This is a genomic window from Arenibacter flavimaris (assembly GCF_030291335.1).
Taxonomy (GTDB): Bacteria; Bacteroidota; Bacteroidia; order Flavobacteriales; family Flavobacteriaceae; genus Arenibacter.
Genome location: NZ_JASWIM010000004.1, coordinates 78,408 through 94,209 on the forward strand (window position 1 = coordinate 78,408; position 15,802 = coordinate 94,209).

Below are 15,802 nucleotides of genomic sequence, written 5' to 3' on the forward strand. Positions count from 1 at the left end.
ACTTTTCAGGAATCGTTGATTTATTACATTTGAAAAATCATGCCTGCTGTTAAAGCTTAACAAAACAACGAACACCGCCATAAACAATAAATAGAAAACAAAATGACAAAACTTGACCCAATAATTGCCGTAAAAGATGTTGAAGTGAGTGCTGAATGGTATAGAAATATATTTGGATTCAACATTACACACGGTGGAGACCATTTTTCCGTTCTGACGAATAAGGACAATGAAATTGTGCTTTGTCTGCACGCTTGGGAAAGGGACGGTCACCCAACGATGAAAGACCAAAGTTTAACAGCAGGAAATGGCTTGTTACTTTATTTTAGGACTTCTGATTGGAAGAAAGTGAAGCATAACCTTGAAGAAATCGAATGGAGTATTGAAGAAGAAATCCACCTAAATAAAAATTCACACAGACAGGAATTCTCGTTCAGAGACCCCGATGGCTATTTTATAACGGTAACAGAATTTCACATATACGAAGGATAAAAAAGCAGCATACATCATCAATCTAAATACATTTTTAAACCATGCAAACAACATCAAAAACTTTTAAAATTCCGTTTTATACACTTGTCGTATTCAATATCGCACTCTTAACCGCTTTAAGTTTCATACTACTAAATGGCTCAGATGGATTTATGGACGCTGAAAGGATTAACATTAAAGACAAAAACGGGAAAAACAGAATCGTAATTTCCAATATGGATAATATTCCGCCTCCCATTATCAATGGTAAAACATTTCAAAGGGCAGTTAATCCAGCAGGGATTATTTTTTATGATAAAAACGGTGATGAACGAGGGGGTATTGCCATAACTGATAATGAAACCACAAATTTAAATGCTATAGCCTTAGACTATCAAAATGCCGATGCTGTTGGTGTTCTCGCTCAGGATAATAAAGAGGATAATTATTTTAAAGCCGGTTTGATTATTAATGACAAAGACTTGTCAGGCAAACCAGGTCACAATATTAATAGAATTAACCTGATAACAGAAAACGGAAATGCCGCCCTGATTATGAAAGATGCCAACGAGATACCAAGAATTATCTTAAAGGTTGACAGTTTAGGGAATCCTTCTATCGAAATGTTCAACAAAAATGGAAATGTTAATTGGAAACAATAAAATCATTGTAGTATCAACAAAATAAAAATGAACAAAGAGGAAATCATGGAAGCTGAAAAACAAACTTTTTTCAGCTCAACTTGTTCGTAATAAACAACATACGAAAGATTATCAAAAATGAATCATAGAAAAGAAGAATTGAATGAAGCCAATGTTGCAATTATGTCACTTCTAAGCAAATGTGAAAAAGCACTACCTAATTTAAAGGAAAATTCTTCTCAACAAACTTTACTTGAACGTAGAATTAAAGCGTTGCAAATTGCCTTAAATTTGATTGAAAAAGAACAGATAGAATCAACAAATAATTGATATAACAAGGCTTCCACCACAATCAAACCGAAAGTATTGACGGAATGCAAAAAAATATGGACGGAAAATTGCACGCAAATCCACCACTACTCATACAGTTTACCGTTAGCGGGCATTTTGACCCGTCCTGAAATATGTATACAAAAAACCAAATGTATATGTATAAAAATGATGGATATGTGAGACGTTATAGCGAGAGCTTTAAACTCAAAGTATTGGCAGAACTTTCCAAAGGAAACCATTCCAAAAGACAAATTGCATTAACTTACGGTATACAATCCAGTACTATAAACGTATGGATCAAAAAGTATGATCGCAAGGATTTAATGAACACCCGTGTAACCGTGCAAACAGATGATGAACTAAGCCGTATCAAAGCCCTGCAAAAAGAGCTTAAACAGCTAAAGGAACTTCTCATAAAGAAAGACCTCGATAAGCTTATTGATGACAGTTATCTCAAAGTAGCGGCCAGTAAGCTTGGCTACAAAGATGTAGAAGAATTAAAAAAAAACTTAAACATCGAGCCCTAATGAAAACAGCTCCTAAAAACAGAAAGGACAGACCGTTCACGATCGAGGCTATTTGTGATGCCTTCTCCTTAAAAAGAGATGCCTATTACAAATTCCATAAACGCTATAACACTAAAAAAGAGATGGAACAGACCGTTGTCGGGCTCGTTAGAAAAAGTAGAAGAACGCTACCCAGGGAAGGAACCAGGAAACTGATCAAGTCCCTACATGAAGACTTTCAAGGGCAACACCTGAAAATCGGTAGGGACCAACTGTTCCGTATCCTAAGGGAGAACGGGTTGCTAATAAGAAGAAAAAAATATTCTTCTAGAACCACCAACTCCCATCACAGGTTCTATAAATACGGGAACATCATAAAAGACCTGAAAATCAACAGGCCAAATCAAGTTTGGGCCTCAGATATCACCTATATCAGAACCATTAAAGGATTCTGTTACCTGGCCTTGATCACGGACATGTACTCACGTAAAATAGTCGGGTATGACCTAAGTGACAGTCTGGAACTAAAAGGCTGTGTAAGGGCACTGAACAAAGCAATTTACAATGCTAAAAACACAAAGCAACTTATTCACCATTCTGACAGGGGAATTCAATACTGCAGCAATATTTATACGCAAATTTTAAAAAGAAAGAAGATAGATATCAGTATGACCGAAGAGAACCATTGCTATGAAAACGCAATAGCAGAAAGGGTCAACGGAATACTCAAAGATGAATTCTATCTCGACCAAACTTTTGCCAGTGTCGTTCAAGCTAAGAAAGCGACCAAAAATGCGATCAAATTGTACAACACTAAACGATTACATTTATCTTTAAAGTATAAAACACCTAATTACGTGCATCAATATGCCGCTTAAAAACAAATATTAATCTGTAGCCGTATTTTAGGACGTGACATTTAAAAAAACATACGCCAGAGATTGAAATGAAAACAAATACACACGAGATAAATAACATAAAGATTGCTGAACTTTCATCAGAACAAATCCTCATAAACAACGTAGATGATGGACTGAATTTATTAGGGAACGTTTACTATCAAGGATTTGATAAAATTGTCATTCATCAAAAAAATATTACTCCAGACTTTTTTGAACTCAAAAATCGAATGGCGGGAGAAATCCTTCAAAAATTTTCAACTTATCGTGTTCAATTGGCTATTGTGGGAGATTTTTCGACATTCAATAGCAAGAGCCTGAAAGATTTCGTTTATGAAAGCAATAAGGGAAACCAAATTAGCTTTGTTTCATCAACGAATGAAGCATTTACAAAATTGTCAGGGAAGTGAATGTTACAAAGATAGACATAGAAGCAATTATTGCTGAGCAAATGATTCAAATTCCAAAAGGAACAATAGAATTACGTGATGACAGAATAAAAGAAAAATGGACAACAGAGATTAAATCGTTTTTCATTTTAAAATATCCGGTAACACAAGATTTGTATTTAACAGTAACCAATCAAAACCCAAGTACATTTCCAGGCGACAAGCTCCCGGTTGAAACAGTTTCTTGGATTGATGCAGTAAGTTTTTGTAACACTCTTTCTGAATCTTTAGGAAAAGATAAATGCTATGAAATTGATTTGGTCACTGAAATTGTAACGCTGAATTCAGAAGCAAATGGATTTCGATTGCCAACAGAAGCAGAGTGGCAATTTGCTTGCCAAGCAGGAACCAAAGACATTAGATATGGAGTATTGAGTGAAATCGCTTGGTTTAAAGAAAACTCCAATAATCACACGCAAGAAGTCGGACAAAAAATGCCAAATAATTGGGGACTGTACGATATGTTGGGAAATGTTTGGGAATGGTGTACGGATATTTATGATGAAACTGTTTACGGTTCTTATCGTGTATTCCGTGGTGGTGGATGGTGCGACCAAGAAAGAAGTGTTATGGCGACAACTCGAAGAAGAAGCCATCCTTTTTCATTCAAAATTGACGATTTGGGATTTAGAATTGTGAAAAACAAATAAAAAACGACCCGCTAACAAAGATGTGTATAAGCAATAGCGAGTTCAGTGCTATTTTGAAACGTAAAACTATAAACCAAAGGTCGGTGCTAACTGACAGTTTAGTGGGTTGAAATCCGCTACTGCTCATACACGAGACCGATGATGTTGCATTCTCCTACGTCGACCCTATGTGCTACATCTCGTACCTCGATTCCCGCACAAAGGGAAATGCAACATCATCGCAGCGCTATGTCAGATCACATAAAACCGTAGGATAAGGGTACTTTTTCTAAGAACGACGCTTAACGGAAGAAACCAACGCAACATATCAAGTCACTATATGTAATCTGGACCGCCACATTTTATTCCCAATACCGTCGAAAACCAAAAAAGGTTTTCACTATATTTCCATAAAATATCGCGGACTACACATAGCGCTGCGTTAGCGGTCATTGTAGGACGACCTTTGAAACACACAAAAAACAATTAAAATGACAACATTCACAGAAACAGTAAAAGAGTTTAACTCTCTTGTTCAGCAGTATAAATTTATTGAAGCTGTTGATAAGTTCTATGACCAAGAAATTATTTCAACAGACAACAGTAATGAACCAACCAAAGGAATGGAAAATTTCCGAAAGGCGGTTGAAAATTTTATTTCCAATTCAGAAGTTGAAAAACTTGAATTACTTTCTACAATTATTGAAGAAAATTTATCTGTTGCTCATTGGCATTACATTTTTACCAATAAAATGTTTGGCAGACTTGATTACAAACAAATATCGGTTCAGCGTTGGAAGAATGGTAAAATCATTCAGGAAAATCATTTTTATAATTTAGGATAATGAAGGTTCATACGACAAATTATTTTGACACTTTTATAGAAGTTTCAGAAGACTCAAAGGCTGAATGTGGGACAAAACCTCCTGCTAAAGAAAAAAGAACTATTGCAGAAATTCAATTTGAGCTAGTTGCGAAAAATCCATACAAGTATACCTCTGATGACATATTATTTATGGTATTCGCAGATAGAAATGATTTGACCAAAACTGAATATAAAGAAGCTAGAGAACTTTTTTTCTCCAAAGGACAAGCTTGTTTGAGAACGTCTCCTTTAGCCAAAAGATATGGCTTTGGAATTCATTTTGATGGTAATGGGAAAATTGCAATTTATGGAGTAGAAACTCTGGAATACGAAAAGTATATTGCTGACGAGAAATTGAAAAAAATAAAAGCTGTACGGTCAAAACGATAAAAACAAAACTGAAAACATCTAAACGCTAAAAGTAAAGGAGATCCAATACTAAAATCAAGACTTTAAATTCGTTTCAAATGTTGAACTTAACCCATGAGTGACTCCTTACTAATATAGCGTTAGCGATTATTTATCAATCATCCTTGCAAACAAAAATAGTACTGGCAAAGTGAACTATCAACAAATATATTCGATAGAATCATTGAGAAAGTACGTTAGATACTTTTGGATATTGGAAGACGAAATTTTAAATTTTTCGGAAAAGACTTTTAAAATAATGTCGGACGGCTTGCCAGGGCTAATTTTTCAAGAGAACAAAAAAGCATTTCTTGATAAAGGTAATAAAAAGCTACCACAGTTATTTTTGTACGGACAAACGACACGATATACAGAACATAAAGCAGTACAACCTTTCCGTAACATTGGCATTTATTTTCAACCTACTGCATTAAAATCTATTTTTGGAATAGATGCAAACGAACTGACCAACCAACATATTGACATCAACGAACTGATTAAAATCAATATAACCGACCAACTTTTAAATACTGCTACTGCCGAACAAAGAATTAAATTGTTATCGTCCTTTTTGATACAACAGGCTGAACAAAGAAAAGCGGAAAACGAAAAAGTAAATTTTGCAACTACCCAACTACAAAAAGGCGTGAGCTTACCGAACATACAAAACGAACTAAACTTATCCGAACGTTCATTGGAACGGTATTTTAAACAGCACATTGGTATCTCTCCCAAGCTATTTGCAAGGATAAACCGCTTTCAATCCGCTTTGGAAAACATACGTCAAACCCAATTTAATAAGTTGACAGACATTACTTATCAAAACGATTATTTTGACCAATCGCATTTTATCAGGGATTTTAAGGAGTTTGCAGGAACAAGCCCGAAGCATTTTATAGACAAGGCCAACGAACAAGTTGCGAATTTTCCTGAATGGAAGGTTTAATGGCTGTCGGTTTTATCCAATTTTAAGACAAAACAGGCTGATAACTTTGCAGGAAAAGTATAATTATGATAGCCATCACAGGAGCAAACGGACATTTGGGAAAAGCGACTATTCAATTTTTATTGCAGAAAGTCGCACCGACAAACATTGTTGCCATCGTGAGAAATCCCGAAACGATAAACGATTTTAAGGAACAGAGAGTAATTATCAGGCAAGCGGATTACAACGATTATGAAACACTCAAACAAGCCTTTAAAGGTGTAGAAAAAGTATTACAGATTTCTACTATTGGGGTAGATGTGGAGACAGCCAAACAGCAGGAAAAAAATGTAGTAAATGCAATGGCAAAAAACAACATAAAGCACATTGTTTATACAAGTATGGTACAAGCCCGACCGAACACTATTTTTCAAGGAACGGAAACGCAATACCACACGGAAGAACTGATAAAGAAAACAAATATCCCTTACACGTTTTTCAGAAACAGTATGTATATGGAAGCCATACCCGAACTGATTGGAAACGCCTTGCAGACCAACGAAATCCGTTATCCATCTGGAAAAGGAAAAGTAAGTTTTGTTTCAAGGACTGATATTGCAGAAGCCATTGCAAACGTACTGACCGAACGCACACGCCAAAACCAAACCTATGAAATCACAGGAAATACAGCGTATTCATTTGCCGAATTGGCACAGCTAATAAACGCTGAAAAGAAAATGAATATTCAGCACATTGACATTGCGGATACCGATTTTAAAGAAGAATTGATGAGCTATCAAATGCCTGTTGAAGTAGCAGATTTATTAGTAAGTATGGCAAACGGGATTAAAGCGGGTGAATTTTCATTTACATCGGATTCACTTGAAAAATTGCTTGGTAGAAAACCGATAAGTTTGAGCAAGTATGTAAGGAGCTTGTAACTATGTTGTTTAAAGAGATGCATTTAAGCGGAATAAAATCGGTGATGAACGAGGAGGTATTGCCATAACTAATAATGAAACCACAAATTTAAATGTTATAGCTTTAGACTATCAAAATGCCGATGCTGTTGGTGTTCTCGCTCAGGATAATAAAGAGGATAATTATTTTAAAGCCGGTTTGATTATTAATGACAAAGACTTGTCAGGCAAACCAGGTCACAATATTAATAGAATTAACCTGATAACAGAAAACGGAAATACCGCTCTGATTATGAAAGATGCCAACGAGATACCAAGAATTATCTTAAAGGTTGACAGTTTAGGGAATCCATCTATCGAAATGTTCGACAAAAATGGAAATCTTAATTGGAAACAATAAATGACAAGCCATGATAAGTTCATTAAAAACTATTATTCTCATCTCCCTCCTATTGGTGGTTATCAAAAACGCTTATGTTATGTTCAAACGTTAAACTACATTATAATCTAACATGATAACTCAAAAAGTCAATCTTTCATTAAACCAATCATCCGCTTAACAGAAATAAATGTTGTTAGAAATTTAAGTGCTGAAAGTGTAAAAAAGCTTACCCGGTAATGGAAAGCAAACCTACATATCCCAAAAAATGGTAATGACGGTTGAATTTACTAATTTTACCACGATTATATTTGCTAATCTTAGCACATTTTGATTTTTCTAATATTTGCATATTGGAAAAAACAAATTTTAGTCTGAAAGTAAAGATTTAAAATACTGGTATATAGTGGGATTTATTGGTGAATTTGTCCTGTGCTCCCTTTTTAAGGCCCGCAGTCTCTCTTTACTGTTCCGTCCTGTTCAGCTTTTGTTTCCATGAATATATTGCCTTACTTTATTACCCTTAAAGGAGCAAACCCGTCTCTATTTTGAATTGGGTGGTTTTCCCTTTTTTTATCCAACAGTTCTTTCAACATTCCCATATCCTTGCTGATTTTCTTCTCCACTACCCTGGCATATCGCTGGGTCGTGGAGAGCTTGGTATGTCCCAATAGCTTTGAAACCGTTTCCAATGGAACGTTGTTCATTAAGGTTATGGTCGTAGCGAAGGTATGCCGGGCAACATGGAAGGTCAAATGTTTGTCGATCTTAGCCCGTCTGGCCAGGGCCTTCAGATATCCGTTGGATTTTTGATTGGAATATACGGGCAGAAGAAAATCTCCATTTCCCAAATTCTGATGGGCCGAGTACTTATCCAAAATCTCTTTTGCCTGGAAAAGAAGTGGCACTCTCACCGGAGTCTTGGTCTTTTTACGCCTAACGTTGATCCAAAGTTCGCCATCGATACCCTTTACAATATCCTTTGGCATCAACAATTTGACCTCAATGTAACTCAGCCCTGTATAACATGCAAAAAGAAAAATATCCCTGACCAACCCAATCCCGGCTTCCGGTACCTTGAGCAACGCAATTTTTCTTATCTCATGTTCTTCCAAAAAATCGCTGTCGTACTCCTCGTACTTCATTTTATAGAAGCCAAAGGGATTTTGTTGCACGCAACCAAACTTATGGGCAATGCCCACCAGTTTCTTGAACCTTTCCATATGTTTCATGATCCCGTTATTGTTCAAGGGTCTGTGTTTCTGGATCGGGGAACAGCTACGGAGGTAGTTCTCAAACCCGATGACAAACGTATAGTCGATAAAGGGAAGGCCAATATCGGCGGCGTTGAATTTTTTCTTGATGAACCGTTTCAGGTACTCCTCGGTGGCAGCATAGTTTTTGACCGTACTTTTCTCAAGTCTGGAGGTTTCATGGGAACGATGATATCGGATAATGTCCCCAAGGGTATTGAAGGGCTTGTCCTTTCCCAGATACCGCAGTTTGATGGCCTGTGAAGTAATCGGCGTACCCTCTGCAAATAACTGCCTATGACATTCCAATAGTTTAGCGTGTACATCGTCAAGGTATTTGTTGATACTATTGGCACTTTTGACCCGATGGTCGATTTTACCAGAAATAGGACACCAACATTCCTCAGATGTCGATCTATGGACACTGATGTCCGAATATCTGCCCTCAAATCTGACGCGGGCGTAGATGGGAATCTGTCCGTCTTTTTTTTTGGCCGTCTTTTTTAGCCAAAAGTTGATACTGAACGAGTTAGAAGTTTTCATATGTTTCGCTTTAAGTGGAACAATCCGTTAAGCGAAAGTCAAATCACACGAAAAATCGAATCAGGATGTGCAATTTACGAAATCCTGCCCGACAAAAATAGGACATCGTATAGGACATCGTCACCCTTGTTTTCAATTGGATATAAAAAAAACCAGAAAATATTAATCTTCTGGTTTTTAATACATTATGGTTTTGTTTGCATCAACAAAACCATGGTTCGTCGGGGTGGCAGACCTAACTACCTATACCTAAAGCACTGTATTTTAATTGTTTATGAGATTACATTTCGTTTTACACACCTATTTGTACACTACATAACAAGTAAGAACTCTAAAGATATTATTTGCTGTTCTTTAGTGCTATAAAGTTACAAATAGAATTAATTAAGCCTAATTCCACAACTACTTTTAAACATTTCAAGTAAACCAATCAATAATTGAAAATTGCCTGCACATAAAGCAATGTTAAAGTAATAGAAAGTTAAGCAGTTGTGATATATTGAAACGTACATTGCATGATTATATTTTTATTTTTAAAAGTATCTCGTGGGTGCCATTGTTCAAGTTGGAAACGGCATTTTCAAGTGCCGTTTCGTATGCGTATCCTATGTGTAGACCTCTACTGGCTTTAAAAATAAAAAATCCGCCAAACCCTTCATTCAAACGATACGCCACGCCAGGCTCAAATCTCTCCCCTAACATAAATGCCGCAGTTAGGTCAATTGAAATTGGTGATGAATTTACATATCTGGCAAGTATAGACGGTTTAATGGTGATGTTGCCATTCAATGGAATATCATAACCTGCAGAAGCGTATACATGTATCTTGTCCTCTCCTTGTTTTGCAATTCCATTGTCGTTGTCCAACCTGTTTGGGGTTAATATTTTTGGAACCGATAAGGATGCATAAAAGGATTGCCCCTTTAAGTAGACACCGGATCCGATATTCGGGGTAAAACCACCATCAATATCCATTAAACTTGGATCGGATTGGATACCATACGTCACTAAACCATCTGTGTTTACTCTATAAGAGTTTAAACCCGCTTTTATCCCCAAATATAAGTGCATGTAATCATTTAACTGCAGGTGATATGAGAAATCTAACGCAACCGATGTTTGGTTTTCGATGAACGTCCTATCATTTATAATTGATACTCCAAGACCAAGATTCTTTCCAACAGGGGTACCAAAAAAAACGGTCTGGGTTTCCGGGCTACCTTCGATACTTGCCCATTGACTCCTAATTCCGACCCCAATATCGCTTACGTCGTTAGACCCTGCAAAAGCAGGGTTTATAAGGTTCATATTATATCGGTAAAATGTGAAATTAGGGTCCTGCTGGGCCGATAAAGCACCAACGCTCAATAAAACGGTTAGGACAAAATATATTATTTTAAGTTTCATTTTAAATTTTATTTGATAAACTAATAGTTTTAATAATTGATGAACAACCAACCCTGAATAGGTGCAGAACCATTCGCAGGGTCAATGATATACATATACGATCCGGAAGGTAATTTGTTGCTGTTCGATTTATAGGAGCCATTCCAATCGTTCCTATATCCTTTACTAACAAATACTTCGTGGCCCCACCTGTTATAGACCTTAATTAGTGAATTGGGATAATTCTCTATACCAGGAATCATCCAGGAATCATTGATTCCGTCACCATTTGGTGTAAAGGCCTGGGCTGGTATTAAAGTGGGCTGGGCATTGATAGGAAAATAATCATCCTCATCAGGAAGCCCATCATTATCATCATCGTTATCCTCGTTGTCGCCCGTACCGTCACCATCACTATCGGTATCCTCATTGGGATCCAATGGGAAGGCGTCTTCCTCATTGGGAGTACCGTCACCATCCAAATCATTATCGGTATTATCACCAGTTCCGTCACTGTCCGTATCTGTCTCCTCATAGGGATCAAGTGGGAATGCATCTTCGCTGTCCGGTGTACCATCACCGTCATCATCGTTATCCTCGTTATCTCCAATACCGTCCCCGTCCGTATCGGTATCCTCGTTGGGATCCAATGGGAAGGCGTCTTCCGTATCGGGTGTGCCGTCTCCATCGGTATCATTGTCGTGATTATCACCAGTGCCGTCCCCGTCCGTATCTGTATCCTCGTTGGGATCCAATGGGAAGGCATCTTCCGTATCGGGTGTGCCGTCTCCATCATCATCGGTATCCTCGTTATCCCCAGTACCATCACCATCGGTATCGGTATCCTCGTTGGGATCCAATGGGAAGGCGTCTTCGGTATCGGGTGTACCGTCTCCATCGGTATCATTGTCGTGATTATCACCAGTGCCGTCCCCGTCCGTATCTGTCTCCTCATGGGGATCCAATGGGAAGGCGTCTTCCGTATCGGGTGTGCCGTCTCCATCATCATCCGTATCCTCGTTATCCCCAGTACCATCACCGTCCGTATCTATGTCCTCGTTGGGATCCAATGGGAATGCATCTTCGGTATCGGGTGTGCCGTCTCCATCATCATCGGTATCCCCGTTATCCCCAGTACCATCACCATCGGTATCGGTATCCTCGTTGGGATCCAATGGGAAGGCATCTTCAGTATCGGGTGTGCCGTCTCCATCATCATCCGTATCCTCGTTATCACCAGTACCATCACCGTCCGTATCTATGTCCTCGTTGGGATCCAATGGGAAGGCGTCTTCGGTATCGGGTGTGCCGTCTCCATCATCATCCGTATCCTCGTTATCTCCAGTGCCATCACCATCGGTATCGGTATCCTCGTTGGGATCCAATGGGAAGGCATCTTCGGTATCGGGTGTGCCGTCACCATCATCATCCGTATCCTCGTTATCCCCAGTGCCATCACCATCGCTATCGGTATCCTCGTTGGAATCCAATGGGAAGGCATCTTCGGTATCGGGTGTGCCGTCACCATCATCATCCGTATCCTCGTTATCCCCAGTACCATCACCGTCCGTATCTATGTCCTCGTTGGGATCCAATGGGAATGCATCTTCGGTATCGGGTGTGCCGTCTCCATCATCATCCGTATCCTCGTTATCTCCAGTGCCATCACCATCGGTATCGGTATCCTCGTTGGGATCCAATGCGAAGGCATCTTCGGTATCGGGTGTGCCGTCACCATCATCATCCGTATCCTCGTTATCTCCAGTACCATCACCATCGGTATCGGTATCCTCGTTGGGATTTCTTGGAAAGTCATCTTCATCATTGGAAGTTCCATCACCATCAATATCAGGATCAGAGAGATCTGGAAGACCATCACCATCCATGTCTTCCAAAGCCGTTATGCCAAAATCGTAACTTGTTGTACTCACTGCGTCAGCTTGATCCTTCACCTTAAATTTAAAGGAAGCATAATTGGTCCCAAATTCACCAGGCTCAGTAGTGTAGGTCAACAAAGTAACATCGTTAATGAAATCATTCAATGCCACTGGGTTTCCATTATAAAACAATGTTCCCTTAGTGGGTAAAGTTATAATTTGGATTCCATTGAAGTTATCTTCCGTATCCACATCATTGAATGTAAAATTATCCACCGAAAAAGCGGTAGGTACATCTTCAACTACATTTCCAGTTACATCACCACCAGTAGGGAGGTCATTAACAGGATTAATAGTTAAGTTAACCGTCACCGTTTCTGAAAAGGATACTGCATCCTCAAAATTATAGGTAAAGGAATCTGAGATCTGCTCATCACCATTATGTTCATAAGTGAAAGTGCCGTCAGTATTAAAAGTCAAGTTAGAAGCATAGGCCGGCCCATCCACCAAATGGTAAACACGGTCATCCCCATCCACTTCTATATCATTTGTTGCGACGTCTTTATTAATTGTTCCATTTTCATCAACTTCAAAATTATCGGTAACAGCAAGAGGCAAATCATCCACAGGCTGAATAGAGATGGTAATATCTGCAGATGAACTCTCTCCTGAATCTTCCAACAAATAAGTTACCGTATCTGTTCCATTTTGGTCTTGATTAGGTGTATAGACAATATTGTTGTTCCCATCAACTACGGCAGTACCTTTTGTTCCTTGTACAGTAATGCTAATTACAGGTACACTGTTAAGGTCGTATTTATCATTAAAAAGGATGTTAATAGGAGAGGATGCTGTGTCCTCATCGGTAAGTGCCAGGTCAGCTACCGCTGTTAATATCAAAGTTACATCATATGGTCCAAAAGTTGCTGTACCCAAATTTCCCGCATTATCCTTTACCTCAGCATGAATGTACCAGCCGCTACCTCCTGAAGAGAAGGTAATGTCCTTGGTCTGGCTATTGCTCCAAGACTTCCAGCTGGAAGCTTCATTGGCAGGTGCTGAATTACTTTGAGTAATGGCATATCGCTGTACATCAAATCCACTTCCGGTAGATTCATCTTGAAAAGCCAATGTAATAATATCCTCTGTGTTCACAACTCCATTCTGAGGGGTTGCATTGGCAGTAGGGGCAGTACTGTCATCTATAATCGTCAAAGTTCTATAGAACGGTTGGGACCATACCCCAGTATCCGTTCTGGTTCTTAAGCTAATTATATACTCGGCACTCTCATTGTTATAAGCAGTGAAATCCGTAAGCGGAGTGGAGGTATTGTGTATTTCCGTATCCGTTGGATCGCCATTGACATCATATACTCTCTTGACAACTATCCACTCTTCATTATCCAGGGTTCTGGAATAAGGATCCACCGAGTTATTGGCTATAGTAATGGCCATGGCACCATTATAGGTAGTCAATACATCTGGACTAATATTAAACTGTGCGATCGGAAGATCTTCTGTTCCTGCGGTGGCCGCAGATTTCTCAACAAAAATGCTCGTTGGACTGCTCCAAACACCTTGGTGGTCCTGAACTCTCAACATTATTAAATATTGCCCATTCGGAACACTATTTTTATCAAACTGGCCTAAATTCCAATCATTTGTTGACTGGGCATTTACCTCTTTCCATTTCCATTCTGCCTGTGCGATTCCGTTATTCGAACCTCCATCCAGATCATAGGAAGTATCGCTAATAAGCCCTGAATTTGGACTATAGGTAAAACTGGCCACTGGTTTTCTATGAAAATAAAGAGTCGTTGGTGCAGTTGGAAGGTCTTCAAAGGTAAAAGTATATTTACCAGTTTTATTATAGAGTTCCGGTACATCCTCCAAGTAAAGGCCATCCCAAGATACTTTACCCGTATTATTTGGAAAATGAGTTTCGTCATGACTTATTTTCCAACGGCCTGCAGGATAATTAGCGTTGGCTGTATTAGTCTTAAGTTGTGTAGGATTTACATCAATTTCTACGGTAGTACCTGCAATAAAATAATTTCCTTCACTAATGGTTCCAACTTGGTATTGCTCAAAGATATATTGTGCAATTTGATCTACAGAGCTGGCGTATGAACTGGTGTCCCGGTTCACAAAAATTCCTTGAGTATTATTTTGGCTAATAAACCTTTCAAATTGGGCCTGATTGGCATTTACACCCCAACCCAAATAATGGATGTCCTCGTTTATTGTCCTCATTAGGATTTCGGAAAGATCACTGTCATCTTCGAAATCCGCAACTTCCAGATCATCCAGGTTTACGTTGAAACGTAAAGCCTTGCTACGCCATTGTGGTTCACGTAAAACATCTTTGAATGCCCTTAGCGATAACTTTGTAATTTCAATGTCCTTAAAGTAAGCTCCGGATTGTTCATGGACGTAAAAACCGTAACTACCGTCAGCATGAGCATCTTCTGTAATATCAAATGATTGAATCCAATCTGTACCTGCGTTTCCGCCACCACCCCTACGGGATACTTTTATATTATCTCCGGCCATTTCGATTTTAAAATCTATTTGTTGACCGTCATAGTAAGCAGCAAACATATCAGATCGGGATGAGTTCCAACCGCTAGGTAAGCCTGTTCTTATACTATTTGTATTCACGGCAAGAATGGTTGTAACACCATTCTCTCTCTTCAAAATAGCTTCCGCAGGGTAGCCATCTCCATTTGCATAATTCATTAAGTTCCCACATGCTGTGTGGTTGTCAATGATATATGCATAAAAATTGTTATTATCTACTTTACGGAAAATAAATCCAACTTCTGCATGGGCCCCAGGCGCCCCGTTGAGTCCAAAAGTAGCCGAAATTGTTCCATCGGAAATATCACCGGAAGGATCATACATGGCATATCCATATCCATTATACCGACTAACGTAATCCGCAAAAACTCTATTGGTATTTGCATCAAAGGAAAAGTAATTTCCGGTATAACTGCTATGAACTGGAGGTTCAGTCCCATTAAAGTTCATTTTGTTCCAACTATTGAATATATCACTGGCATCGGCCTGATCAGAGGATATGGAACTTCTTTGGAATGCCTCCACTCTTAATTTCCCAAGCGGGATCCCTTTGGTGTGCATTGCCTGTTCCAAATCTGATTCAAATGTACTTAGGTCAATATTGGCGGCTCCTACCGTTAACATTACATCTATATTGGGGCCTTGCTGTACAGTCATCCCAACATTTTGGGCAAGAATGATTCCTATTTGACATAGAAAGACCATTACGACGAGTCGTTTAAAAAAATTCTTCATTTT

At 38.8% G+C, this 15,802-nt stretch carries 14 protein-coding genes; 11 read left to right on the forward strand and 3 right to left on the reverse strand.

Annotation, left to right across the window (positions count from 1 at the left end; genetic code table 11):
- Positions 1-102: 102 nt before the first annotated feature.
- From QSE00_RS04980 to QSE00_RS05030, 11 genes are all read left to right on the forward strand, one after another.
- Positions 103-492, forward strand: coding sequence for a VOC family protein (locus QSE00_RS04980; RefSeq protein WP_286105098.1), 390 nt, complete (start codon positions 103-105; stop codon positions 490-492).
- Positions 493-533: 41 nt separating this feature from the next.
- Complete coding sequence (locus QSE00_RS04985; RefSeq protein WP_286105099.1) at positions 534-1,133, forward strand: hypothetical protein; 600 nt, start codon at positions 534-536, stop codon at positions 1,131-1,133.
- Positions 1,134-1,250: 117 nt separating this feature from the next.
- The gene (locus tag QSE00_RS04990) at positions 1,251-1,442 is read left to right on the forward strand and encodes a hypothetical protein (protein ID WP_286105100.1); all 192 of its coding nucleotides are present in this window, start codon (positions 1,251-1,253) and stop codon (positions 1,440-1,442) included.
- A 158-nt stretch (positions 1,443-1,600) separates the two neighbouring features.
- Positions 1,601-1,972: a transposase gene (locus tag QSE00_RS04995; protein WP_286105101.1), complete on the forward strand. Its 372-nt coding sequence runs from the start codon at positions 1,601-1,603 to the stop codon at positions 1,970-1,972.
- Positions 1,972-2,829, forward strand: coding sequence for an IS3 family transposase (locus QSE00_RS05000; RefSeq protein WP_286105102.1), 858 nt, complete (start codon positions 1,972-1,974; stop codon positions 2,827-2,829). Before QSE00_RS04995 ends, QSE00_RS05000 begins: the two co-directional genes overlap by 1 nt.
- A 68-nt stretch (positions 2,830-2,897) precedes the next feature.
- Positions 2,898-3,260: a DUF4180 domain-containing protein gene (locus tag QSE00_RS05005; protein WP_286105103.1), complete on the forward strand. Its 363-nt coding sequence runs from the start codon at positions 2,898-2,900 to the stop codon at positions 3,258-3,260.
- Positions 3,257-3,949, forward strand: coding sequence for a formylglycine-generating enzyme family protein (locus tag QSE00_RS05010; RefSeq protein WP_286105104.1), 693 nt, complete (start codon positions 3,257-3,259; stop codon positions 3,947-3,949). Before QSE00_RS05005 ends, QSE00_RS05010 begins: the two co-directional genes overlap by 4 nt.
- Before the next feature lie 470 nt (positions 3,950-4,419).
- Positions 4,420-4,773 carry a nuclear transport factor 2 family protein gene (locus tag QSE00_RS05015; RefSeq protein WP_286105105.1) on the forward strand — a complete coding sequence of 118 codons (354 nt, stop codon included), beginning with the start codon at positions 4,420-4,422 and terminating at the stop codon, positions 4,771-4,773.
- Positions 4,773-5,183, forward strand: a complete 411-nt coding sequence (locus QSE00_RS05020; RefSeq protein WP_286105106.1) for a DUF6157 family protein — start codon at positions 4,773-4,775, stop codon at positions 5,181-5,183. Before QSE00_RS05015 ends, QSE00_RS05020 begins: the two co-directional genes overlap by 1 nt.
- 202 nt (positions 5,184-5,385) lie before the next feature.
- Positions 5,386-6,147, forward strand: coding sequence for a helix-turn-helix transcriptional regulator (locus QSE00_RS05025; RefSeq protein WP_286105107.1), 762 nt, complete (start codon positions 5,386-5,388; stop codon positions 6,145-6,147).
- A gap of 65 nt (positions 6,148-6,212) precedes the next feature.
- On the forward strand, positions 6,213-7,067 hold the full coding sequence (locus tag QSE00_RS05030; RefSeq protein WP_286105108.1) for an SDR family oxidoreductase: 855 nt from the start codon (positions 6,213-6,215) through the stop codon (positions 7,065-7,067).
- 867 nt (positions 7,068-7,934) lie between these two features.
- Here QSE00_RS05030 and QSE00_RS05035 read toward each other — a convergent pair.
- The 3 genes from QSE00_RS05035 to QSE00_RS05045 form a co-directional block, all read right to left on the reverse strand.
- A complete protein-coding gene (locus QSE00_RS05035) occupies positions 7,935-9,221 on the reverse strand; it encodes a site-specific integrase (RefSeq protein WP_286105109.1) in 1,287 nt (428 codons plus the stop codon).
- 519 nt (positions 9,222-9,740) lie between these two features.
- Positions 9,741-10,628, reverse strand: a complete 888-nt coding sequence (locus QSE00_RS05040; protein WP_286105110.1) for a PorP/SprF family type IX secretion system membrane protein — start codon at positions 10,626-10,628, stop codon at positions 9,741-9,743.
- Between the two features lie 29 nt (positions 10,629-10,657).
- Entirely contained in the window at positions 10,658-15,799 is a 5,142-nt protein-coding gene (locus QSE00_RS05045) for a thrombospondin type 3 repeat-containing protein (RefSeq protein ID WP_286105111.1), read from the reverse strand.
- Positions 15,800-15,802 lie beyond the last annotated feature (3 nt).